Origin of the sequence: Pseudomonas sp. B33.4, from assembly GCF_034555375.1 — a bacterium.
Classification (GTDB): Bacteria; Pseudomonadota; Gammaproteobacteria; order Pseudomonadales; family Pseudomonadaceae; genus Aquipseudomonas.
Window position 1 is genome coordinate 2,223,966 of record NZ_CP140706.1, and the last position, 24,092, is coordinate 2,248,057.

The 24,092-nt window shown below is 59.6% G+C and carries 19 protein-coding genes, 4 tRNA genes and 1 pseudogene; 21 read left to right on the forward strand and 3 right to left on the reverse strand.

Going from position 1 to position 24,092, the window contains the following annotated elements; translation table 11 throughout:
• Positions 1–140: 140 nt before the first annotated feature.
• The 17 genes and pseudogenes from U6037_RS09765 (at position 141) to U6037_RS09845 (ending at position 18,507) form a co-directional block, all read left to right on the forward strand.
• The gene (locus U6037_RS09765) at positions 141–2,786 is read left to right on the forward strand and encodes a FimV/HubP family polar landmark protein (RefSeq protein ID WP_322846580.1); all 2,646 of its coding nucleotides are present in this window, start codon (positions 141–143) and stop codon (positions 2,784–2,786) included.
• Positions 2,787–3,053: 267 nt separating this feature from the next.
• The gene (truA, locus tag U6037_RS09770; protein WP_034152768.1) at positions 3,054–3,878 is read left to right on the forward strand and encodes a tRNA pseudouridine(38-40) synthase TruA; all 825 of its coding nucleotides are present in this window, start codon (positions 3,054–3,056) and stop codon (positions 3,876–3,878) included.
• 65 nt (positions 3,879–3,943) lie between these two features.
• Positions 3,944–4,570 carry a phosphoribosylanthranilate isomerase gene (locus tag U6037_RS09775; RefSeq protein ID WP_322846581.1) on the forward strand — a complete coding sequence of 209 codons (627 nt, stop codon included), beginning with the start codon at positions 3,944–3,946 and terminating at the stop codon, positions 4,568–4,570.
• 204 nt (positions 4,571–4,774) lie between these two features.
• A complete protein-coding gene (accD, locus tag U6037_RS09780; protein ID WP_007913458.1) occupies positions 4,775–5,695 on the forward strand; it encodes an acetyl-CoA carboxylase, carboxyltransferase subunit beta in 921 nt (306 codons plus the stop codon).
• A pseudogene (folC, locus tag U6037_RS09785) lies at positions 5,692–6,996 on the forward strand (bifunctional tetrahydrofolate synthase/dihydrofolate synthase); the annotation flags it as partial. The gene accD and the pseudogene folC, both read left to right, overlap by 4 nt.
• Positions 6,983–7,633: an SPOR domain-containing protein gene (locus tag U6037_RS09790; RefSeq protein WP_127926583.1), complete on the forward strand. Its 651-nt coding sequence runs from the start codon at positions 6,983–6,985 to the stop codon at positions 7,631–7,633. The pseudogene folC and the gene U6037_RS09790, both read left to right, overlap by 14 nt.
• A gap of 98 nt (positions 7,634–7,731) precedes the next feature.
• Complete coding sequence (locus U6037_RS09795; RefSeq protein ID WP_007913461.1) at positions 7,732–8,292, forward strand: CvpA family protein; 561 nt, start codon at positions 7,732–7,734, stop codon at positions 8,290–8,292.
• A 41-nt stretch (positions 8,293–8,333) separates the two neighbouring features.
• On the forward strand, positions 8,334–9,839 hold the full coding sequence (purF, locus tag U6037_RS09800) for an amidophosphoribosyltransferase (protein WP_007913462.1): 1,506 nt from the start codon (positions 8,334–8,336) through the stop codon (positions 9,837–9,839).
• Between the two features lie 73 nt (positions 9,840–9,912).
• A complete protein-coding gene (locus tag U6037_RS09805; protein WP_322846582.1) occupies positions 9,913–11,124 on the forward strand; it encodes an O-succinylhomoserine sulfhydrylase in 1,212 nt (403 codons plus the stop codon).
• Positions 11,121–11,897: an SDR family oxidoreductase gene (locus U6037_RS09810; RefSeq protein ID WP_322846583.1), complete on the forward strand. Its 777-nt coding sequence runs from the start codon at positions 11,121–11,123 to the stop codon at positions 11,895–11,897. Before U6037_RS09805 ends, U6037_RS09810 begins: the two co-directional genes overlap by 4 nt.
• A gap of 183 nt (positions 11,898–12,080) precedes the next feature.
• A tRNA-Val gene (locus U6037_RS09815) sits at positions 12,081–12,156 on the forward strand.
• A 56-nt stretch (positions 12,157–12,212) separates the two neighbouring features.
• A tRNA-Asp gene (locus U6037_RS09820) sits at positions 12,213–12,289 on the forward strand.
• Between the two features lie 93 nt (positions 12,290–12,382).
• Positions 12,383–12,459 (forward strand) — tRNA-Asp (locus tag U6037_RS09825).
• Between the two features lie 473 nt (positions 12,460–12,932).
• Entirely contained in the window at positions 12,933–15,764 is a 2,832-nt protein-coding gene (locus U6037_RS09830; protein ID WP_322846584.1) for a xanthine dehydrogenase family protein molybdopterin-binding subunit, read from the forward strand.
• The gene (locus U6037_RS09835) at positions 15,757–16,296 is read left to right on the forward strand and encodes a (2Fe-2S)-binding protein (RefSeq protein WP_322846585.1); all 540 of its coding nucleotides are present in this window, start codon (positions 15,757–15,759) and stop codon (positions 16,294–16,296) included. The genes U6037_RS09830 and U6037_RS09835 overlap by 8 nt, the downstream gene beginning before the upstream one ends.
• Before the next feature lie 2 nt (positions 16,297–16,298).
• Positions 16,299–17,534, forward strand: coding sequence for a cytochrome c (locus U6037_RS09840; RefSeq protein WP_322846586.1), 1,236 nt, complete (start codon positions 16,299–16,301; stop codon positions 17,532–17,534).
• 1 nt (position 17,535) lies between these two features.
• Positions 17,536–18,507 carry an XdhC family protein gene (locus tag U6037_RS09845; protein ID WP_322846587.1) on the forward strand — a complete coding sequence of 324 codons (972 nt, stop codon included), beginning with the start codon at positions 17,536–17,538 and terminating at the stop codon, positions 18,505–18,507.
• 47 nt (positions 18,508–18,554) lie between these two features.
• Here the strand turns inward: U6037_RS09845 and U6037_RS09850 are convergent, their stop codons facing one another.
• A complete protein-coding gene (locus U6037_RS09850) occupies positions 18,555–19,838 on the reverse strand; it encodes an FAD-binding oxidoreductase (protein ID WP_322846588.1) in 1,284 nt (427 codons plus the stop codon).
• A gap of 183 nt (positions 19,839–20,021) precedes the next feature.
• Between U6037_RS09850 and U6037_RS09855 the strand changes: the two genes are divergently transcribed.
• Positions 20,022–20,098 (forward strand) — tRNA-Val (locus U6037_RS09855).
• Positions 20,099–20,861: 763 nt separating this feature from the next.
• Entirely contained in the window at positions 20,862–21,317 is a 456-nt protein-coding gene (locus U6037_RS09860) for a DUF2214 family protein (RefSeq protein ID WP_322846589.1), read from the forward strand.
• Between the two features lie 219 nt (positions 21,318–21,536).
• Here the strand turns inward: U6037_RS09860 and csrA are convergent, their stop codons facing one another.
• Positions 21,537–21,731, reverse strand: a complete 195-nt coding sequence (gene csrA, locus U6037_RS09865) for a carbon storage regulator CsrA (RefSeq protein ID WP_003179932.1) — start codon at positions 21,729–21,731, stop codon at positions 21,537–21,539.
• Positions 21,732–21,981: 250 nt separating this feature from the next.
• On the opposite strand from csrA, the gene U6037_RS09870 reads away from it, so the two are divergent.
• Positions 21,982–22,347 carry an SPOR domain-containing protein gene (locus U6037_RS09870; RefSeq protein WP_322846590.1) on the forward strand — a complete coding sequence of 122 codons (366 nt, stop codon included), beginning with the start codon at positions 21,982–21,984 and terminating at the stop codon, positions 22,345–22,347.
• Between the two features lie 85 nt (positions 22,348–22,432).
• The gene (locus U6037_RS09875) at positions 22,433–23,344 is read left to right on the forward strand and encodes a siderophore-interacting protein (RefSeq protein ID WP_322846591.1); all 912 of its coding nucleotides are present in this window, start codon (positions 22,433–22,435) and stop codon (positions 23,342–23,344) included.
• Positions 23,345–23,400: 56 nt separating this feature from the next.
• On the opposite strand, the gene U6037_RS09880 is transcribed toward U6037_RS09875, so the two are convergent.
• Positions 23,401–24,090, reverse strand: a complete 690-nt coding sequence (locus tag U6037_RS09880; RefSeq protein WP_095111733.1) for an endonuclease — start codon at positions 24,088–24,090, stop codon at positions 23,401–23,403.
• Between the last annotated feature and the right edge of the window lie 2 nt (positions 24,091–24,092).

Here is a 24,092-nt window from a genome sequence, read left to right on the forward strand (position 1 = left end):
CGTGTCACCCTCCGGGACTTTCCGGGGCATCAAAGAAATGATCGCGCGCGACATCTGTCGTCGTCGCGCGCAATGCCTTACGGCAGCGGTATTCAACATCTTCTCGCTGGCCGAGGAACGTTCAAACAAAGGATGAGGCTATGGTTCAAGTTCGCAAACTGGTGTTAGCAATAGCGGCCGCCTCGGCGCTGTCCTCCGGTATGGCGCATGCCCTCGGGCTCGGGGAGCTGACCCTGAAGTCGACCCTGAACCAGCCGCTGGTGGCTGAAATCGAGCTGCTCGACGTCAAGGATCTCACCGCTGCCGAAGTGGTGCCGAGCCTGGCTTCCCATGAAGATTTCGCCAAGGCCGGCGTTGATCGCCAAGCCTTCCTCAACGATCTGACCTTTACTCCGGTGCTCAACGCCAGCGGCAAAAGCGTGCTGCGCGTCACCTCGAGCAAACCGTTGTCGGAGCCGATGGTGAAGTTCCTCGTGCAGGTGATGTGGCCGAACGGCCGTCTGCTGCGCGATTACAGCGTGCTGCTCGATCCTTCGAAGTTCTCGCCACAGACCGCTGATGCCGCCGCGCAACCGGCGCCATCGCAGACCATCACCGCGCCGACCACGGGCGCCACGCACCCGACGCAATACACCACCACGCCGCGCGATACCCTGTGGGAAATCGCCGCGAAGGCGCGCAACGGTGGTTCGGTGCAGCAGACCATGCTGGCCATTCAAGCGTTGAACCCGGATGCATTCATCGGTGGCAACATCAACCGACTGAAAACCGGTCAGGTTTTGCGTCTGCCGGATGCAGTGCAAAGCACAGCGTTGCCACAGTCCAAGGCGATTGCCGAAGTCGCGGCGCAGAACGAGGCCTGGCGTCAGGGGCGTCGTTATGTGGCCAAGCCGGGCACCGGCCAGCAGCAGCTCGATGCGACCAGCCGTGGTCGCGGCAACGCCGGTGCAGCGCAAAACGCGCAGGACAATCTGAGCCTGGTCTCCGCTGAAAGCGCCAAGACGCGCGGCAAAGGCCCGGCGGGTGATGCGAAGGCCTTGAGCAACAAGCTCGCGGTCACTCAGGAAAGCCTCGACACGACCCGTCGTGACAATGAGGAACTGAAGAGCCGCGTATCCGATCTGCAAAGCCAGATGGACAAGCTGCAAAAGCTGATCGAATTGAAGAACAACCAACTGGCGAAACTGCAGGCTGAAGGGGCGGGCGCTGCGCCAGCTGCCAATCCTGCTGCCCCTGCGGTTCCGGCAATCACTGCTGAACTGGCTGCCACGCCGCCGGCCACCCCGGCAGAAGCAGCACCGACGCCTGAGTCGGCGATTGCGCCTCCGGCTGAAACACCGGTTGAACCTGTTGTAGCGCCGAAGCCGCCTGTCGATGAAGAGAAAACCTTCAACGAACTGCTGACCAACCCGATTCTGCTGGGCCTGATCGGTGGTGGCGCAGTCGTTCTGCTGCTCCTGCTGTTGCTGCTGGCGCGTCGTCGCAAAGCTCAGCAGGAAGCCGAGAAGCATCTGCGTATGGCCCGTGCCCTGTCGGAAGAGCAAGAGTTCTCCGCTGAGCAGGAGCTGCCGGAAAGCAGTTTCGAAGGTCTGGAAACGCCGGCCGCTAGTGTCAAACTCAACACCCCGGCGCCTGCACCTGCTCCGGCACCCGTAGCGGCTCCGATAGTCGCCCCGGTCGTGATGGCTGAGCCGATTGCCGCGCCCCTGGTGGCGCCGGCCGCCGAGCGTTCCGACGACGTACTCGACAAGGCGCAGTCGCACATCAACGCCGGTCGTTTGAATCAGGCTGCCGCGTTGCTGGAGGAGGGCGTCAGCCTGGAGCCGCAGCGCAGCGATCTGCGTCTGAAACTGATGGAAGTCTACGGTCAGCAGGGCGACCGCGATGCTTTCGTCGGCCAGGAGCGTCAGTTGGTGGCCAATGGCGACAACTTCGCCAAGGTCGAAGAGCTGAAAAGCCGCTTCCCGGCCATGGCCATGGTCGCTGCTTCGGGTCTGGCCGCTGCTGCCGTGGCTGCCGAGCTGGACGCGCAATACGTCAAGGATCTGCTGCTGGATGAGCCTGAAGCACCTGCGCCAGCGCCAGCGGAAGACGATCTGGACAGCGCGTTTGATCTGAGCCTGGACGATCTCGATAACATCACCCCGGTAGAGCCTGCGCCCGTGGTTGAGCCAGAAGCGCCGGTCGAGCTGGACGAGTTCCCGTCCGACGACGACCTGAGCTTCGAATCGGTGCTGCAACAGCAGACCGATATCAAAGAGAATCTGGATGACCTGTCGGACTTCGATCTCGATCTGGACCTCGGTGCCGAGCCGGCGCCAGCGGTTGATCTGGCGGACGATGACTTCCTGCTGGATCTGGACGAAGGCGTGAAGGATCTGCCTCCGGTCGAGCCGCCGGTGGTGGCTGACGTGCCACAGGATGATCTGGAGCTGCCGGCCGATTTCGATCTGTCGCTGGCCGACGAAATGGACAGCAATCCGGCGGCGGAACCTGATGCGTTCGCCGCTGAACTGGATGATGTCAACGCCGAGCTGGATCGTCTGTCGCAAACCATTGCAGAGCCGACCTTCACCGAGGCCGATGCGGCAATCGGTGGTGATCTGGGCGAAGATGATTTCGACTTCCTCGCCGGCACTGATGAAGCGGCGACCAAGCTCGATCTGGCTCAGGCCTATATCGACATGGGCGACAGCGATGGTGCGCGCGATATCCTCAACGAAGTGTTGACCGAGGGTGACGAGAAGCAGCGGGGCGAGGCCAAGGACATGCTTTCGAGCTTGTAGTAAGTCCAGCGGTAAACGAAAGCGGCAGCCCATTGAGGCTGCCGTTTTTGTTTGCCGGATTCAGTGGTGTCTGAAGGATTGCTATCGCGAGCAGGCTCGCTCCCACCTTTGGAATGCGTTCCCCTGTAGGAGTGAGCCTGCTCGCGATAGGGCCAGAACTGCCAATAGAGAGTTCTGGCATCCCTGAACCACAGCCTTATAATGCCCGCCTTTGCACAAACAGCAGGCTGTCCCACCTTGGCAAACATAGATAACCCGGTCGCCGAAATGGCCCCCGACGGCTTTTACCGCGTCGCGCTGGGCGTAGAGTACAAAGGCTCGCGCTACAGCGGCTGGCAGCGTCAATTGACGGGTGTGGCGACGGTGCAGGAAGAACTCGAAAAAGCCCTGTCGAAAGTCGCCAATTCGCCGGTTTCGCTGCAGTGCGCCGGGCGCACCGATGCCGGCGTGCATGCCTGCGGACAAGTGGTGCATTTCGATACAACTGTCGATCGTTCGCTGAAGGCCTGGGTCATGGGCGCCAATATCAATCTGCCTCACGACATCAGCGTCAGTTGGGCGCGGGTGATGCCGGCGCATTTTCACGCGCGCTTCAAAGCCATCGCCCGGCGCTATCGCTATGTGATCTACAACGACCAGATCCGCCCGGCGCATCTCAACGAAGAAATCACCTGGAACCATCGCCCGCTCGACGTCGAGCGGATGGCCGAGGCCGCGCAATACCTGATTGGCACCCACGATTTCAGTGCGTTTCGCGCCGGCCAGTGCCAGGCCAAATCGCCGATCAAGAAGATGCATCACCTGCGCGTGACCCGTCACGGCAAGATGATCGTGCTCGATATTCGCGCCAACGCATTCCTGCATCACATGGTGCGCAATATCGCCGGGGTGTTGATGACCATTGGTGCCGGCGAGCGTCCGGTGGAGTGGATGAAGGAAGTGCTGGAGAGTCGCGAGCGTCGCTCCGGCGGTGTCACGGCGCATCCGTACGGCTTGTATCTGGTGCAGGTCGAGTACCACGACGAATTCCCGTTGCCCGAGCGTTTTATCGGGCCACATTTCCTTACGGGATTCTCCGAACTTGACGGCTGACGCCCTCGAACGCTTTTGTTACCATCCGGGACTTTCCCGGATTTTGCCTTGGAGTTTTTCTCGACATGTCAGCCGTTCGCAGCAAGATCTGCGGGATTACCCGCATAGAAGATGCGCTGGCCGCCGTCGAAGCCGGGGCGGATGCGATCGGGTTCGTGTTCTACGCCAAGAGTCCGCGCGCGGTGAGCGTGCAGCAGGCGCGGGCGATCATCCGGGCTTTGCCACCGTTCGTGACCACCGTGGGTTTGTTCGTCAATGCCAGCCGCTGCGAGTTGGGGGAAATCCTCGATGCCGTGCCGCTGGATCTGTTGCAGTTCCATGGCGATGAAGCCGTTGAAGACTGTGAAGGCTGGCATCGTCCTTATATCAAGGCGCTGCGGGTCAAGGCCGGTGATGACATTGCTGCAGCCGTTGATGCTTACCCGAGCGCCAGTGGCGTGCTGCTCGACACTTACGTTGAAGGCGTGCCCGGCGGAACCGGTGAGGCATTCGACTGGTCATTGATTCCGCAGAGTTTGAGCAAACCGTTGATTCTCGCGGGTGGTTTGACTGCCGAGAACGTCGCAGACGCCGTGGCTCGGGTAAAACCCTATGCGGTAGACGTCAGTGGTGGAGTAGAGGCGAGCAAGGGCATCAAGGATCACGCAAAGGTTCGGGCGTTCATCGACGCTGTACGCAAAGCGCCATATTGATGTGACGGCTGGCAGTCTGCCGCCGTCCATCAATGCACTTGCACAAAGCAGGCGCGGCTGAGGGTTAATGGAATGTACGCAGGTCATGTTTCGCGCTGACCGTGGCTGTCCATCAACCATCGCCACACACATGAATTTAGCTGAAGGGCATACGCGGGGCTGCGAACCAGAGCGTTCGGGCCGCCGGTACTGGAGAAAGAAAGCATGAGCAACTGGTTAGTAGACAAACTGATCCCTTCGATCATGCGTTCCGAGGTCAAGAAGAGCTCGGTCCCTGAAGGTCTGTGGCACAAATGCCCGTCCTGCGAGGCGGTGCTGTATCGTCCGGAGCTGGAAAAGACCCTGGACGTTTGCCCCAAGTGCAACCACCACATGCGCATCGGCGCACGTGCACGCATCGACATCTTCCTCGATGCTGAAGGTCGCAACGAACTGGGCGCCGATCTGGAGCCGGTTGACCGTCTGAAATTCCGCGACGGCAAGAAGTACAAGGATCGCCTGACCGCTGCACAGAAGCAGACTGGCGAGAAAGACGCGCTGATCTCGGTCAGCGGCACCTTGCTGGGCATGCCAGTGGTGGTTTCGGCCTTTGAATTCGCCTTCATGGGCGGTTCCATGGGCGCCATCGTCGGTGAGCGCTTTGTGCGCGCCGCCAACTACGCGCTGGAAAACCGCTGCCCGATGATCTGCTTCGCCGCCTCCGGTGGGGCGCGCATGCAGGAAGCGCTGATCTCGCTGATGCAGATGGCCAAAACCTCGGCGGTACTGGCGCGTCTGCGCGAAGAGGGCATCCCGTTCATCTCCGTGCTGACCGACCCGGTCTACGGCGGTGTTTCCGCGAGTCTGGCGATGCTCGGTGACGTGATCGTCGGTGAGCCGAAAGCCCTGATCGGCTTCGCCGGTCCGCGTGTTATCGAACAAACCGTGCGTGAAAAACTGCCGGAAGGCTTCCAGCGCAGCGAATTCCTGCTGGAGCATGGTGCGATCGACATGATCATCCACCGTCAGGAGTTGCGCCCACGTCTGGGTAATCTACTGGCACAAATGACTGGCAAGCCGACGCCGAAATTCGTCGCCGCGCCAATCGAGCCGATCGTGGTACCGCCGGTCCCTGCTGGCCTATGACCGAGCGCACCCTTGGCGAATGGCTCGCCTACCTTGAGCAGTTGCATCCGTCGGCCATCGACATGGGCCTGGAGCGTTCGCAACAGGTAGCGTCCCGTATGGGGCTGGGCCAGCCGGCGCCTCGGGTGATTACGGTCACCGGCACCAACGGCAAGGGGTCAACCTGCGCTTTCGTGGCTTCATTGCTGCGCGCGCAGGGCCTGAGCGTTGGTGTCTACAATTCCCCGCACCTGCTGCGTTACAACGAGCGGGTGCAGCTCAATGGCGTCGAGGCCACTGACGCGCAGCTGTGCGAAGCCTTTGCTGCGGTCGAGGCCGGGCGCGGCGACACTTCCCTGACTTACTTCGAAATGGGCACCCTTGCGGCGTTCTGGCTGTTTCAGCAGGCCGGGCTCGATGCGGTGGTGCTGGAAGTCGGGCTGGGCGGGCGTTTGGACACGGTCAATGTGGTCGATGCCGACATCGCGCTGGTCACTAGCATTGGCGTCGATCATGCCGATTATCTGGGCGACACCCGCGAATCCGTGGCTTTCGAGAAAGCCGGAATTTTCCGTCAGGGCAAACCTGCCTTGTGCGGCGATCTGAATCCTCCGCAACCGTTGCTCGACAAGGCGCGTGAACTGGCCTGTCCGTTCTTCCTGCGTGGGCGTGATTTCGACCTCGGCATTACTGATGAGCACTGGCAATGGCGTGGCACCGATGCGCGCGGTCAGGCTGTTGAGTTGCGTGACTTGCCGCTGCTCGATCTGCCGATGGAAAACGCCGCGTTGGCGTTGCAGGCGTACTTGCTGCTCGGTTTGCCGTGGAATGCGCAGCAGATTGTGGCGGCGTTGCAGGCGACTCGTGTGGTCGGTCGACTGGATCGCCGCTCGTTCGAGTGGAACGGCAAGCGTCTGAACCTGTTGCTGGATGTCGGGCATAACCCGCATGCCGCCGAGTATCTGGCCCGTCGTCTGGCCTCGCGCCCACCGGTCGGCAAGCGTCTGGCGGTATTTGGTTTGCTGTCGGACAAGGATCTGGATGGTGTTGTCAGCGAATTGAATGCTAGTGTCCAGCACTGGGCTGTGGCGCCGCTGGATTCACCGCGCGCGCGCCCTGTGGCTGAGTTGCACGCGGCATTGCAGAACCTTGGTGCCGCTGTCACGTCTTATGACAGTGTCGCGGCCGCACTGGAAGGGCAGTGCGCAGTAGCTACCAGCGACGACGAGATTCTGTTGTTCGGATCATTTTATTGTGTCGCCGAGGCCCTCGAATGGCTGTCCCGGCGCTCCACGGAGGAAGCGGCAAATGGCTTTGCTGGACAAAGCGTACAAGCAGCGCATGGTTGGCGCTTTGGTGCTGGTTGCGCTGGCGGTGATCTTCCTGCCAATGCTGTTTTCCCGTCAGGATGAGCAGCGTCAGGTGACGGTCGAGGCGCCTGCCGCTCCGCAAGCGCCTGTCGTGCCGCAAGTGCAAATGGAAACCGTGGCTGTTCCCGAGCCGCAAGCCTTGCCGCAAGAGCCAGTGCCAACGGATGAAGAGGTCGCCGAAGACACGGCGCCTGCTGCGCCCGTCGCACCGGCGCCGACGGCTCCCATTATGATCACCAAGCCTGTTGCGCCGCCGGCGGTGGCCAAGCCGATTCCTGCGCCTGCCCAGCCGATTACCTCTGCATCGAGTAAGCCTGACACCACGCAAAGCCGCGTCGATGCCAATGGCCTGTCGGTGAGCTGGTCGGTGCAGCTGGCCAGTCTGTCGAGTCGGGCCAGTGCCGAGAGCTTGCAGAAAACCCTGCGCAGCCAAGGCTACAACGCCTATATCCGTTCGGCCGATGGCAAGAATCGGGTATTTGTCGGTCCGCTGATCGAGCGTGCCGAAGCCGATCGTCTGCGTGATCTGTTGGGCCGTCAGCAGAACCTCAAGGGTTTTGTTGTGCGCTTCCAGCCTGAACGCGGCTAAAAACTATCGCCTCGATTGAAATGCACTGACAATCGCAGCTTACCGAGAGGCATGCGCTCTGCTAAAATGCGCCGCCTTATCCGTCTGTAGGCTGCACTGTGCCATTTACCTGGGTTGACTGGGCGATCGTTGCAATCATCGCCATCTCCGCTTTGATCAGTTTGAGCCGCGGCTTCGTCAAGGAAGCATTATCGCTGGTGACCTGGATCATCGCAGGAGTCGTCGCCTGGATGTTCGGTGGCTCACTGTCCGAGTACCTCGCCGGATACATCGAAACCCCATCGGCTCGCGTGATCGCGGGCTGTGCCATCATGTTTGTCGCCACACTGATCGTGGGCGCAATGATCAATTATCTTATCGGCGAGTTGGTTCGCGTCACCGGGTTGTCCGGGACCGATCGATTCCTCGGCATGGCCTTCGGCGCAGCGCGTGGCGTATTGCTGGTGGTCGTGGCGGTCGGGCTGTTGAGCCTGGGGCCGGTACAGCAGGACGGGTGGTGGAAAGAGTCACAGCTCGTGCCAAAGTTTCTATTGGTCGCCGACTGGTCCAAAAACCTGATACTCGGGTGGAGCAGTCAGTGGCTTGCCAGCGGAATCAGCGTACCCGCTGATATTCCGTTCAAGGAGCAACTCTTGCCGTCGGCGAAAACGCCTCAGTGAGTGTTGTTCAGTTCAGATCCATTAAGTAGGGGTTGCGTCGCATGTGTGGCATCGTCGGTATCGTCGGTAAGTCGAACGTCAATCAGGCGCTGTATGACGCGCTAACCGTGCTCCAGCACCGCGGCCAGGACGCTGCCGGTATCGTGACCAGCCATGATGGCCGGTTGTTCCTGCGCAAGGACAATGGCCTGGTGCGTGACGTGTTTCAACAGCGTCACATGCAGCGTCTGGTCGGCCACATGGGTATCGGTCACGTCCGTTACCCGACTGCGGGCAGCTCGACTTCGGCCGAAGCCCAGCCGTTTTACGTCAACTCGCCTTACGGCATCACCCTGGCGCACAACGGTAACCTGACCAACGTTGAGCAGTTGGCCAAAGAGATCTACGAATCCGACCTGCGTCACGTCAACACCAGTTCCGACTCGGAAGTGCTGCTCAACGTGTTCGCTCACGAACTGGCCCAGCGTGGCAAGCTGCAACCGACTGAAGAAGACGTGTTTGCCGCCGTGACCGACGTGCACAACCGTTGCGTCGGCGGTTATGCCGTTGTGGCAATGGTGACCGGTTACGGCATCGTCGGTTTCCGCGACCCGCACGGCATCCGCCCGATCGTGTTCGGCCAGCGTCACACCGACGAAGGCGTCGAGTACATGATCGCCTCGGAAAGCGTTTCGCTGGACGTGCTCGGTTTCACCCTGATTCGCGACCTGGCGCCGGGCGAAGCGGTCTACATCACTGAAGACGGCAAGCTGCACACCCGTCAGTGCGCGACCAACCCGTCCCTGACCCCGTGCATCTTCGAACACGTCTACCTGGCGCGTCCGGATTCGATCATCGACGGTGTGTCGGTCTACAAGGCCCGTCTGCGCATGGGTGAGAAGCTCGCCGAGAAGATCCTGCGCGAGCGCCCAGAGCACGACATCGACGTGGTTATCCCGATTCCTGACACCAGCCGTACCGCGGCACTGGAACTGGCCAACCACCTGGGCGTGAAATTCCGCGAAGGTTTCGTCAAGAACCGTTACATCGGCCGTACCTTCATCATGCCGGGCCAGGCGGCTCGCAAGAAGTCGGTACGCCAGAAGCTCAACGCCATCGAGCTGGAATTCCGTGGCAAGAACGTGATGCTGGTCGATGACTCGATCGTGCGCGGCACCACCTGCAAGCAGATCATCCAGATGGCCCGCGAAGCCGGCGCGAAAAACGTCTACTTTTGCTCGGCTGCTCCGGCGGTACGCTTCCCGAACGTCTACGGCATCGACATGCCAAGCGCTCACGAACTGATCGCGCACAATCGTTCGACTCAGGATGTCGCGGATCTGATCGGCGCTGACTGGCTGATCTATCAGGACCTGCCTGACTTGATCGAAGCGGTCGGCGGCGGCAAGATCAAGATCGAGAACTTCGATTGCGCGGTGTTCGACGGCAAGTACGTCACCGGCGACGTCGACGAAGCCTACCTGAACAAGATCGAACAGGCGCGTAACGACTCCTCGAAGATCAAGACCCAGGCGGTCAGTGCGATCATCGATCTGTACAACAACTGAGTTTCTACCGGCCCTGAGGGGCCGGTTTTGTATCTGACTTTCAATTTTCGCGAACAGGGCAAGGAGTGACAGCATGAGTCAGGAATGGGATGCCGGTCGGCTGGACAGCGACCTTGAAGGCGTAGCGTTCGATACCCTGGCCGTACGCGCCGGTCAGCACCGTACGCCGGAAGGCGAGCACGGTGATCCGATGTTCTTCACCTCCAGCTACGTGTTCCGTACCGCTGCCGATGCAGCCGCACGGTTCGCCGGGGAAGTGCCGGGCAACGTTTACTCGCGTTACACCAACCCGACCGTGCGTGCGTTCGAAGAGCGTATTGCTGCGCTGGAAAGCGCCGAGCAAGCCGTTGCGACCGCCACCGGCATGGCCGCGATCATGGCAGTGGTAATGAGCCTGTGCAGCGCCGGCGATCACGTGCTGGTTTCGCGCAGCGTGTTCGGTTCGACCATCAGTCTGTTCGAGAAGTACTTCAAGCGTTTTGGCGTTGAGGTCGATTACGTACCGCTGGCTGACCTGTCGGCCTGGGATGCGGCAATCAAGTCGAACACCAAACTGCTCTTCGTCGAATCTCCGTCGAACCCTTTGGCTGAACTGGTCGACATCACCGCACTGGCGGAAATCGCCCATGCCAAAGGCGCGATGCTGGTAGTCGACAACTGCTTCTGCACCCCGGCGTTGCAGCAGCCGCTGAAAATGGGTGCGGACATCGTCGTGCACTCGGCGACCAAGTTCATCGACGGCCAGGGCCGTTGCATGGGCGGTGTGGTAGCCGGTCGCAGCGAACAGATGAAAGAGATCGTCGGCTTCCTGCGCACCGCCGGGCCGACCTTGAGCCCGTTCAATGCGTGGATCTTCCTCAAAGGCCTGGAAACCCTGAACCTGCGAATGAAGGCGCACTGCGCGAATGCCCAGGAACTGGCTGAATGGCTGGAGCAGCAGGACGGCATTGAGAAGGTGCATTACGCCGGTCTCCAGAGCCATCCGCAGCATGAGTTGGCTCAGCGTCAGCAAAAGGCCTTTGGTGCGGTGGTGAGCTTTGAGGTCAAGGGCGGGAAAGAGGGCGCCTGGCGCTTTATCGATGCCACCCGGTTGATTTCAATTACTGCCAACCTCGGTGACAGCAAAACCACGATCACGCACCCGAGCACCACCTCTCACGGTCGTTTGGCGCCGCAAGAGCGGGAAGCGGCGGGCATTCGTGACAGCCTGATCCGTATTGCGGTCGGTCTGGAGGATGTGGCGGACCTGCAGGCCGATCTGGCGCGCGGTCTGGCTGCGTTGTGATCGAGTTGTCCACTCCAACAGCGGGCACCCATGGCCGCGTTGCGCTGGTCACGGGGGCCGCGCGCGGTATCGGTCTGGGGATCGCGGCATGGCTGATCAGCGAAGGCTGGCAGGTCGTGCTGACCGATCTGGATCGTGCGCGTGGTTCGAAAGTGGCGAAGGTGCTGGGCGAAAACGCCTGGTTCATCGCCATGGATGTCGCCGATGAGGGGCAGGTTGCGCTTGGGGTTGCTGAAGTGCTGGGGCAGTTTGGTCGTCTCGATGCGCTGGTCTGCAACGCGGCGGTCGCTGATCCGCATAACATCACGCTGGAAAGTCTTGATCTGGCTTATTGGAATCGCGTGCTGGCGGTGAATCTCAGCGGGCCGATGCTGTTGGCTAAGCACTGTGCGCCTTATCTGCGCGCGCACAGCGGTTCGATCGTCAACCTGGCCTCGACCCGTGCGCGGCAATCGGAGGCAGACTCCGAGGCCTATGCGGCGAGCAAGGGCGGGTTGTTGGCGTTGACGCATGCGCTGGCGATCAGCCTGGGGCCGGAGATTCGCGTCAATGCGGTCAGTCCTGGCTGGATCGATGCGCGAGATCCTTCTGCGCGTCGGGCTGAGCCTCTGGCCGATACCGATCATGCCCAGCATCCGGCGGGCAGGGTAGGGACGGTTGAAGACGTGGCAGCGATGGTTGCCTGGTTGCTGTCGAGGAATGCCGGGTTTGTCACCGGGCAGGAATTCGTCGTCGATGGCGGCATGACCAAGAAGATGATCTACGAGCAGTAAGAGACAGTTGCAAGCGCCGAGCTGCAAGTTGAAGCGAGATCGCGGTGTGTCTGCTTTAGATGTTTATGCTTTTGCTTGCAGCTCAAGACTTGCCGCTAAAAACTGTTTTTGAAAAAAACTTCAATCCTGCTATTGACTTAGGTTCGCTACCTGCGTAAATTTCGCGGCCTCGGAGATGCAAACGGGTGATTAGCTCAGCTGGGAGAGCGTCTGCCTTACAAGCAGAATGTCGGCGGTTCGATCCCGTCATCACCCACCACTCCCCGAGAGACTTGCGTAAGCAAGAGCGTAGGCTGAAAGTGCCTGCACCGACGCGCAGCGGTAGTTCAGTCGGTTAGAATACCGGCCTGTCACGCCGGGGGTCGCGGGTTCGAGTCCCGTCCGCTGCGCCATATTTTACGAGTCAGACTTGTCTGGTTCGCGATTGCAAGGCACCGAAGCCAGCAATCAAAACGAGTTACTTGAGCGCAAGCTCAAAGCGATACGCAGCGGTAGTTCAGTCGGTTAGAATACCGGCCTGTCACGCCGGGGGTCGCGGGTTCGAGTCCCGTCCGCTGCGCCATATCTGCTTCAAGGACCACTGAACGCCTTGAAGCACCGAAAGCAACCATTGGTTGATTCGGAATCGATAGCAAAGACCCTGGTCGAAAGACCGGGGTTTTTTGTGTCTGAAATTTGACCTCCGCTCCCGTCACGTAACCCGGCTCCCTGTAGGAGCTGCGGCACGCTGCGATCTTTTGATCTTGATCGTAAAAAACACGATCAAAAGATCGCAGCCTCGTTTCACTCGACAGCTCCTACAAGGGATGCCTGTAACCATCCTGCGGTCTCACGTCGCATTGATTTTTTGATTCTTTAGTCAAATTTTTGTAACTGGTTGTTTGCTGCGAGCGCAGAAACCTTTAAAGTTAACCTTTCGGTCAGCTTTGCACTGTCAACACGCCCTTTGTTTCGCCAAAGAGGGCTTCTGCAAGACTCGAGATTCCCCAGTAGATAACCAGAAGGGCGGACGTATAACCGCCCAGAGGATGATCCATGTCCAACCGTGAAATATCCCGGCGCTCGTTCCTCCAGGGCGGGCTGGTGGCGGGTGTGAGCGTCACGCTCACGCCGCTCAGCACCCAGGCGCTGGCTGCCTTGATGGAAAACAGCGTCACCGTGCCGTCCGAGAAGTGGCTCGGCAACAACGGCAAGGCGCGCCAGCGTAACGATGCACTGTCCAAGGTCTGCGGCAGCAAGGTCTTCGCCCGCGACATCCGCTCCAAGGACATGCCGGGCTGGCCCGAGCAGCAAGGCCACGCCATGTTGCTGAAAACCATCAAGGCTGATCGCATCTACGACGGTTACGACCTGTCGTGGCTCGGCGCCGAGTTGCAGCCTGACCGCATTGTCACCGCCGCTGATCTGGACAAGGACGGCATCGTCTTCCCGGAAGAGCACGCGCCGGATCCGCTGCTGCCGGAAGGCAAAGTGCCGATGTTCATCGGTCACCCGGTGGCGATCCTGATCTGGAACGATTTCGAGCGTTTCCGTCAGGCCAAGAACAAACTCAAGTTCAATGACAAGGCGATTCGTTACGGTGCACAAGTGCCGTTCTACGAAGGCGACCCCTATGGCAGTTTCCGCTACGTGCGCGTGGGTGGCCCGACCTCGGCCGACGAAGATGAGTTCGCCAGCCTGAAGGACTCGATCCTCTTTCCGATGCTGAAAAACCGTCGCCCGGTGTGGAATTCCCAGCCCAACCTGCACGGCAACCTGACCGAGCGCGGCCTGTTCTACGCCGACCGCATGAAAAAAGAGATCGATACGCCGCCGGACAACTGGCTGGTGTTCGACGAGCGCTACAAAACCCCGTCGATCGAACCGGCTGCAATGGAGCCCGACAACGGCAACGGCTGGTACGACCCGAAAACCAAGACCCTGCACTTCGTTGTGGCTACCCAGTGCCCATTGGAAGCTGCGACAGAAACCGCGAAAATGATCGCGCCGTCGCGCTTCGGCCTGGACAACCTCAACATGCACCCGGGTTACACCGTGGGTTACGGATCCAAAGACCACAACATCTTCGTTTACTACGCAGCCCTCGCCGCGCTCTACGGCGCCGGTGTGCCGGTGCGTCTGGCGAACGACCGCTACGAGCAGTTCCAGAGCGGCATCAAGCGTCACCCGTTCGACATCCGCTACCAATTGGCCGTGGACAAGAACGACTACACCTTCAAGATTTTCCGCGCTGACATGAGCGTCGACGGTGGCGGCCGGGTCAACTACAGCCCATCCGTAGCGGCGGTTGGCGCCACGGCGGCGCAGTCGATCTACTACATGCCGCAGAACGACCTGCAAGTCACCGCCTACCACTCGCGTGGTGTCGAGGCGGGTTCGATGCGCGGTTATGGCACCCTGCAAAGCATGGCGGCGACCGAGATGATGGTCGACGAAATCGCCAATCGCCTCGGGGTAGACGCCATTGACCTGCGTCGCAAGAACGCCCTGCGTTCGGGCATGAAAAACACCCAGGGCGCGATTCCGGCCGGTGCTCTGCGCTTGCATGAAATTCTCGACAAGGCCTCCGTGCACGAGGTCTGGAAAAACCGCGACGCGATCAAGAAACAGCGCGAAGCCGCCGACCCGGACAACTGGTACGGCGTCGGTTTCGCCATTTGCCAGAAAGACTTCGGTACCGGTTCTGAAGCACCGATGGCCAGCATCGAATTCACCGCTGACGGTCGCATTACCCTGCGCCACATCGGTATCGAAATCGGTACCGGCATGTCGACCTCGCAAGCCCTGGTCGTCGCCGATTTCCTCGGCAGTCCGGCACACGAAGTGAAAACCGGCGAAACCGAATGGAAGGAAATGCAGCTGATCACCAGCGGCAACCCTTACATCATGAGTCAGGCCGAGCAGGACAACCTGCTGCGCAACCCGCGCTGGGTCGGCAAGTTGGCCTCGGCTTCTTCCGCGACCAACTCGGCTTACTACTTCAGCCACGCCACCCGTGAAGCGGCGCGCGTACTGTTCAACAACGGTTTGTGGCCGGCGGCCATGGAGATCTGGCGTCAGGGGCCTTACGGCGGTCAAGCCAACCCTTACGTCGTGCGTCGCGAAGATGCGCACTGGATCGACGGCAAGCTCACCGCCAACGGCATGCAGCCGTTGACCTTCGAAGAGCTGGCCAAGCACGCTCACGAGCGTGGTCTGGTGACCGGCGCCACTGTTCACGCGTTCAACCGCTGGAGCTGGGCCGAAGCCGAATACAGCATCGACGGCGTGCGCGAGCGTCTGCCGCTCGACGGTCTGGCGGTGAAATACGGCGATGGCGCGCCGAAGGCGAAAAAAGCTCTGATGAACACGGCAGGTTTCCACCTGCTGGATCGTCAGAACATCAACTACCCAGTCGTCCAACTGAACAATGCCGCCGTGACTTACTACAGTCCGGTCGCCACGCTGGTCGAGTTGAAGGTCAACAAAGGTTCGGCAGAAGTCGAAGTGCTCAATCACCACTCGTGGGTCGAGTGCGGTCGTGTGCTGGTCGAAGAACTGGTCAAGGGCCAGCTCGAAGGCGGTATCGCCATGGGCATCGGCCACGCCTTGATGGAAGAGATGCCGCTGTATGAAGGCGGGCCGGGGGAGGGTGACTGGAACTTCAACCGTTACCGTCTGCCGATGGCGCGTCACGTTGCGGTGTGGAAGCAGACTGCGGAGATTCTGCCGGCGCTGTCGCCAAGCGATCCGTCGAAAGGCATCGCCGAAGTGGTGATGATCCCGATTGTCGGTGCCATCGGTAACGCCGTGGCGCACGCCATCGGTAAACGTGTTCGCGACCTGCCAATCACTGCTGCGCGCATCAAGGAGGCCCTCAATGGCTAACCGTCCGCTTCAACTGACCCTCAATGGTCAATCCGTCGGCCCGGTGGACATCCCTGATGACCTGCCGATGATCGACTACCTGCACGAATACAAGAACCTCACCGGCTCGCGTCTGGGCTGCGGTCAGGGCATCTGCCACGCTTGTGTGGTGATCGTCGACAACCCGGACGGCACCAGCGAAGAAGTGCGCACCTGCATCACCGGCGCGCATTACTTCGAGGGCAAGAAAGTTCGCACCATCGAATCCCACGCCAAGCGCGACGAGTCAGGCCAGGTCACCGAGCTGAACCCGATCCAGCAGCGCTTCGTCGACGAATTCGCTTTTCAGTGCAGCTACTGCGCACCGGGCTTCGTCAACGCGGCGACCGTGCTGGTTGAAAAGCTGCAGCGCCAGCCGACCGTGCAAAGCAAACTCGAGCAAGTCATCGAAGACAGCCTCGGCCATCACATCTGCCGTTGCACCGGGTACGTGCGTTATTACAACGCCACCCGCAACGTGCTGACCGATCTCGGCCTGGTCAAGGAGGGTTAAGCATGAAGCTTTTTCTGACCCGCCTGACCCTGGCGTTCGGTCTGGCTGCGCCGGTGTTGTTTGCCCACGCCGATGATCAGGTCAAGCGCGGCGAGTATCTCGCTCGCGCGGCCGACTGCATGGCTTGCCACACCGCACCGGGTGGCGCGCCGTTTGCCGGCGGCCTGCCGATCGTTTCGCCGTTCGGCACGATTTACGGCACCAACATCACCCCGAGCAAAGAGCACGGCATCGGTCTGTACAACGATGACGAGTTCTTCGCTGCGCTGACCGAAGGCAAGCGTCGCGACGGCGCCAACCTGTACCCAGCGATGCCGTACACCTCGTATCACTTGATGCCGCGCGAAGATTCCGACGCGATCCATGCGTACCTGAAAACCATCGAGCCCATCGAGCGCGCAGCACCGGTCACCAGCCTGAGCTTTCCATTCAACGTGCGTCCGGGCCTGATCGGCTGGAACATGATGTACGGCAAAGCGCTGAAGCTGGAACCAGCTGAAGGCAAAAGTGCAGCCTGGAAACGCGGCCAGTACATGGTTGAAGTGCTTGGTCACTGCGGCGAATGCCACACACCACGCGGCCTGCCGGGTGCAATGCAACTGGACAAGCGCCTCACCGGCGGCATCCTCAATGGTTACCTGGCACCGAGCCTGCTGGCCACTGATCTGGCCGCTCGCGGCTGGAACGAGCAGGATCTGGGCACGTTCCTCAAGCACGGCATGAGCGCGCAGGGGACGATGTTCAACGAGATGTTCCCGGTGTTCCACAACAGCACTCAAGGTCTGAGCGATGCAGATCTGGCGGCGATGGCGACGTTCCTGCTCGGCGACAAGCCGCCAGCAGCGAAAGCACTGGTTGAAGTGCCCGTCGAGCAACTCAGCGCCAGTGCTCAACGCGGCCGTCAGGTATATCTGAACGTCTGCGCCGGCTGTCACGCGGTTGGTGGCGAAGGCAAGCCGCACATTGCGGTGGCCATGCGCGGCAATACTACGTTGCGTCTCGAGGATCCGCGCAATCTGCTGCGGGTAATCGAGGATGGGATCGGCGAGCAGAAGTTCTCCGGGTTCGAGCATATGCAGCCGATGCCGGGTTTTGCCGACAAACTCAGTCCGGGACAGCTGACCGATCTGCTCAACTACCTGCGTCAGGGCTGGGGTGGTCAGTCCGCCGAGCTGGCAGTGAGCGAGGTGCAGAAGCTGCAAGCCGATGCACCGTCCATCGAGCACAAGGCGCACTGACATGCAGCATCTCGATCTGCGAGTGGTTCGTCGGGCGCTGGAGTGGTCGGTGGCGGGGCAGCGCATCTGGCTCTGCACCGTGCTGACCACTTACGGTTCGGCGCCGCGCGCGCCGGGTTCGCTGCTGGCGGTGAACGATGGCGGGCAGTGGATCGGCTCGCTGTCCGGCGGCTGCGTCGAGGAAGATTTCCTTGAGCGTGTCGCCGAAGGTGCGTTTCTCGATGCGGTCAATGTTGTGCGTTATGGTGAAGGCGACGATCCGCGATCACGGGTCAGCCTGCCGTGTGGTGGCATTCTCGATGTGCTGGTAGAGAAATTTGACGCCCACTGCGAGGTGCAGGCGCATCTGCGTGAATTGGAGTCGGCGCTGCTCGGGCAGCGTCGGCTGATACGCGAGGTCGATCTGGCCAGCGGTGCGCGCAGCCTGTTCGCTGATCGCGAGCAGGGTGCGCGGATCGAGCGCGAGATTGATCGGGTGCGCATTCGCGTTGGCGCGGCGCAGCGCTTGTTGCTCGCCGGATATTCCAGCGTGGCACAGGCGTGCGCCGAGTTTGCCGTCGGCCTCGGGTTTGAAGTGATTCTCTGCGATCCACGCGATGAAGTTCTGGAAGGCGTAGTACTGAATGGCGTGGAGATTCGTCGACAACTGCCGTCGGTGTTTATTGCCGACGGCGGCTGCCACCGTGATACGGCGGTCGTGGCGCTGACGCATGACCCGCGCATCGACGATCTGGCGATGATGGAAGCGGTGCGCACTGAAGCGTTCTACATTGGCGTGATGGGTTCGCTGCAAACATCGCAGAAGCGGTTTGAACGTTTGCGCCGGATTGGCGGTTTGGGTGAGGCTGAGTTGGCGCGTATTCATGCGCCGATTGGTCTTAATCTCGGCAGCAAGACGCCGGCGGAAATCGCGCTGGCTGTGTTGGCGGATATTCTGCGGATCCGGAGTGGAATTGCTCGGGATCAGCTCTGAAACCGTTCAGTGTTGAATAAAACGGGCCGCTGTTCAGCGGCCCTTTTTTACATCCCGAATTTGTCGCGTAAGCCGTAATACCAGGCGCCCAACGCAGCAAACGGCGTGCGCAACAGTTGCCCGCCGGGGAACGGGTAGTGCGGCAAATCGGCAAACGCATCGAAGCGCTCGGCCTGACCGCGCAACGCCTCAGCCAATACCTTGCCGGCCAGATGCGTGTAAGTCACACCATGGCCGCTGCAACCCTGCGAATAATAGATGTTGTCGCCCAAGCGTCCAACCTGCGGCAAACGCGACAGGGTCAGCAGGAAATTTCCGGTCCAGGCGTAATCAATCTTCACATCCTTGAGTTGCGGGAAAGCCTTGAGCATCTTCGGGCGAATGATCGCTTCAATGTTCGCCGGATCGCGTGCGCCATACACCACGCCGCCGCCGAAGATCAGGCGTTTGTCGCCGGTCAGTCGGTAGTAGTCGAGCAAGTAATTGCAGTCTTCAACGCAGTAATCCTGTGGCAGCAAGGCTTTTGCCAGCTCATCGCCCAGCGGTTCGGTGGTGATCACTTGCGTACCGCACGGCATCGATTTGGCCGCCAGTTCCGGTACCAGATTGCCGATGTACGCGTTGCCGGCGACGATAATGAACTTGGCTCTGACCTTGCCTTGCGGTGTATGTACCACCGGATTGGCGCCGCGCTCGATGCGCACGGCAGGCGATTGTTCATAGATCGTGCCGCCGAGCGACTCGACCGCTGCTGCTTCGCCGAGCGCGAGGTTCAGCGGATGAATATGGCCGCCGCTCATGTCGAGCATGCCGCCGACGTACTGATCACAGGCAACCACTTCGCGGATGCGGCGTTGATCGAGCAGTTCGAGTTGCGTATGGCCGAAGCGCTCCCAGAGACGTTTCTGCGATTCCAGATGGTCCATCTGCTTGGCGGTAAGGGCCGCGAATACACCGCCGTCCTTCAGGTCGCACTGGATGTTGTATTTGGCCACGCGCTCGCGAATGATCCGGCCACCCTCGAACGCCATCTGCCCGAGCAGTTGCGCTTGCTTGGGGCCAACGCTGCGTTCGATCACGTCGATGTCGCGGCTATAACTGTTAACGATCTGCCCGCCATTGCGCCCGGAGGCGCCGAAACCGACCTTGGCCGCTTCCAGCAAGGTGACGCGAAAACCGTTTTCCAGCAGGAACAGGGCGGAGGACAGCCCGGTATACCCGGCGCCGATCACACAGACGTCCGTCTCCACGTCATCCTGCAAGGCAGGGCGGGGCGGTACGGCATTGGCCGACGCAGCGTAATAAGACTCTGGGTAAGGGGTGTTCGCCATCCTGCCGCCTCTGTTTAATATATTTTACGAGTGCGCCGATCCTACCCGAGTTGAAAAACCTCCGCCAGCCACCGGAAAATCTTCGTCGAGGACCCGAAATTAAATATTTTGCATATTCATAGGGTTAGGTGAAAAAAAGGTGTTGACACCCCTCCGGAATTCCGTAGAATGCCGCCTCACAGCAGGCACGTAGCTCAGTTGGTTAGAGCACCACCTTGACATGGTGGGGGTCGTTGGTTCGAGTCCAATCGCGCCTACCAAACAAAATCCGCTCTGCTGGGCGGTCTAGAAGGGCTCACCGAAAGGTGGGCCCTTTTTTGTTGTCTGCGATTTGCAAAACTTTGCAAAACCTCTTCCTCAGAAGGTTATGGCTGATGCGCAGCGGAAGGCCGAGGCTGCTTCTTAAGCTGTGAAGTCCGGATATATCTGCCCAGTAGCCATAGTCCGCTCCCAATAGCGGCTAATACGACGGATGAACACAGGTCGAACATTGTGGCTCCCAGCTGGCCGGGCGTTATACAGCCGGAGAGCATCTTCAACGAGGAAGTGGGGATCTTGCTGGCAGTGGAGTACCAATCTTTCATGCGCAATATCACTACGCCGTTTTTGAATGTCCTTGACTGGATTTTCATTTTCTTCGGTTCACGAAAGCGTCTGGGTGACATGCTCGCTTCAACGATCGTGATTCGATCGAGCTAAACCAATCGCCAGATGCACTGGCAGTGACAGTCTTAAAGTGGCGACCTTAAAAAATATGTGGATATTGAATGGGTTACGAGATTTGTTAACTGACCGGTTATCGAAAATACCTTGTTGCAGGTTGTGAATTTCAGTAACATCCGTCCCGCGTTCACCACCACGGTTTATGCATTTTTAAATCCCAAGCTTCCATCAGCTGCTTGGGATTTTTTTTGCCTGCGATTTGGCACTCAACGCGTTGCCATGAGACGTCGCGGGCAAATCCATACTTTTTCAACTACTACTGACTGGCCGATTTCCAACTCTTTCTGATGGGGTGTATCGATGCTGAGTCATTGGTTTCTTGCCGCTAGTCATTTACTCGCCTTTGCCCTGGCCTTCTGGGCAGTGCTGACACGTGGAGCAGCGTTCAGCCGTCTGGCCGCCGGTACGGGCGAGGTTGGGCGGATTTTGCTGGCTGACAATATCTGGGGCGTCTCTGCGCTGATCTTGTTGGTCACCGGTGGGATGCGTGCCTTCGGCGGCTATGAAAAAGGCACGGACTATTACCTTCATCAGCCACTCTTTCATCTGAAGATGACGCTGTTCGTGCTGATTCTGCTGATAGAGCTTGTGCCGATGCTCACGTTGATAAAATGGCGAATTGCAAAAGCGCGGGGTGTGGTGCTCGATACTGGGCGGTCAAAGTTGTTCGCACGTATCAGTCACGTTGAGGCGTTGCTGTTGCTGCTGATGGTGGTTGCGGCCACGGGCATGGCGCGAGGCGTGACATTCGGTTAGAGGGCGAATTCTCTGCGCTCTATCGGAAATGTCCGACAGCCAGTCACGGGGATGGCAGGTAGTATCGGGCGGCAAGGAGATAGTGGGGGGATGAAGTGGAATCGGAATTGGCGTGTCAGGCGCCGTGCCCAGCAGAGGGGAGCGGATGGCAATACGGCGCGTGAATCTCTAGCCAGTCATTCCACAAGGTAAACGGACTGGCTACTGACTGCGATTGGTTCAGGGAGTCTGTGGCTTGTCCGGGGCGGTCAGGCCAGCCTGAATACGCTGGTAAATCTCTTCACGGTGCACGGCAACGTTTTTCGGAGCGTTGATACCAATGCGGACCTGTTGGCCACTAACGCCCAGAATGGTGATGGTGATGTCATCACCGATGTTTATGCTTTCACCGACTTTGCGGGTGAGTATCAGCATGGTCTTCTCCTTGATTGCTTTGTAGGGCACCTGATTCAGACAGTGCAGAGGTCGGTGGTACGTATAGATTAGTGCGAAGTCTCACGGTTTGGGTGCCTCTTTCTGACGCGCAGAAGCGGCATTAATTCCCAGGGCGTAACTATACAGAGGCTGCAACCATCAATCTCGTTGTTTTGTGCCCATTTTGCGGGGCTCGCGAACTATTTATGAATGATAAGATCGCGTCTTTGAGAATTTCGAGGAAAGCGTTGTGCGCAAATTGGTTTGGGTAGTCGCAGCACTGGTATTGGCGGGGTGTGGTGAAGGCAAGAATGTAGACGCACCAAAGCCACAATCGGCCGCAGTCACGGCGCCGACGGCGGCTGCGCCACAATGGGATCTCGAGGTGCGCGGCGAAACTCCACAGGCTGTCAGCGACCTGAGCGGCTGGTTGATCGAGCACGCATTCGTGCCTACGGTAATCAAGGACAGCAGCGGCAAAACGCGGATCCTGATTGGCCCGTTCAACTCCCAGGCTGAAGCCGAAGCTCGCAAGGTACAAGTGGATGCGGCGTTGGTGAAGGCCAAAAAACAGAACATTGAATCGGTGTTGGTCGAGCATCCGCTCACGCCGTAAACGATCCGGTCGGCGGAATCTCCTAAAGGCTATCAAACGCGACTCGTTCCTAAAGGGTCAAGATGATTTCCAGAAGGAGTTCCCCATGGCCTCCGCCAATCCTTACAAATTATTCGATGCCATCTTGCATCGTAAAACTCAGCTGAGCCCGCACATGATGCGGATCACGCTCGCGGGCCCAGCAGTCAGCGAGATGGCTACCTGGGCGCCGGATCAGCGGGTGAAGCTGTTTTTCCCTGCAGCCAACGGTTCTCACGCGAAGCTTTCCCAGGAAGACGGTTGGTACGCTCGCTTCCGTGCGATGTTGGCAGATCGACGTCCCGCCATGCGCACCTACACCATCCGGAATCTGCGAGCGGAGCAAGGCGAAGTCGATATTGATTTTGTTCTCCATGGCGAGACCGGTCCGGCGTCTCGCTGGGCGCTGCGGTCGCAGCCGGGTGATTCGATGCAGATTCTCGCGCCTGATCGGCATTTCTCGGCGAAGGATGCTGGCGGTTTCGAGTGGAAGCCACCACACGCGCTCAAGCAGGTTTTGCTCGTTGCAGATGCGACCGCGCTGCCGGCAGCCATGGGTATTCTGGATGAGCTGGCGTTGCTCGCCGCGCCGCCGCAAGTCCAGGCATTTTTCGAAGTGGACAGCGCTCAGGACATGCTTGCCGTTCCTGATTGGCCTGGGCTGTCGGTACGTTGGCTGATCCGGGATCCGGCGAACGAAACCATCGCGGGTACTCTGATGGTGGAAGCGGTGAGGGCGGCGCCTCTACCCGTTCACGTTTCTTCGGCGGGACAAGCGATCGAATTGGCTGACGTCGACATAGAAAAGGACATTCTCTGGGAAATCGCCGAAACCGCCCCTGAAGGGTTTTACGGCTGGATTGCCGGAGAGTCTGCTGCTGTGATGAGCTTGCGTAGATACCTTATCAAGGAGTGTGGCATCCCTCGTGAGTCACTCAATTTGATGGGTTATTGGCGACACAACAAAGCGGCTAATTAAGCGCAAATGAAAAGGCCTCGAACATCGCGTTCGAGGCCTTTTTGTTGGCACTGCAATCAGCCGCAGGCTTTCATGTTCACCGGGCCGACAAACTCATTGCCGCGTCCCATCACGCACGCCACGCTCTGATTGCGCTGACGCTCCCAGTCCTGCACCGGGTAGGTCTTGTCCCACGCTTCATACAATTGGCGGTCCTGTTTCGACAGGCGCAAGCCGTACTGCTTGCTCATGTAGAAGTATGTTCGGGCAATCATGCCGCGAATCGACGGGCGAGGCATGACCTTCTTCGCCTTGAAGTCGACTTGAGTCAGGCACGAACCATACTGCCCGGATTGCACTGGCAACCAGCCGTAGCTGAAGTTGCTCCGGTCTCCGTTGACCTCGCCAATGCTTGGCACCAGGTTGTGCAGATCAGCTTCAGCCTTCTGATAGCTGGGGTCATAACGGGTGCAGTTTTTGCGTCCGCCTTCTTGCCAGCATTGGCGCTGATGGCCGAATTGCCAGGCGGGCACAATGTGTTCCCATTCAATGCGCGATGCGCGCTTGGCATTCTTGCGTGGGACATAACCGCAGGCTTTCAGATCAACCTTGTTGCCGGTGTATTTGCACCCGCAGTAAAACTCTGTGGATTGCGGTGCGTAAAGCTTCCAGGCGACCTTCTTGGCTTCGGTAAATGTGCGGGGTGCGCCAGCCTGCGCGCCCATGGTGATGAACAGCAACAGCAATGCAAAACAGCGGACACTCATTA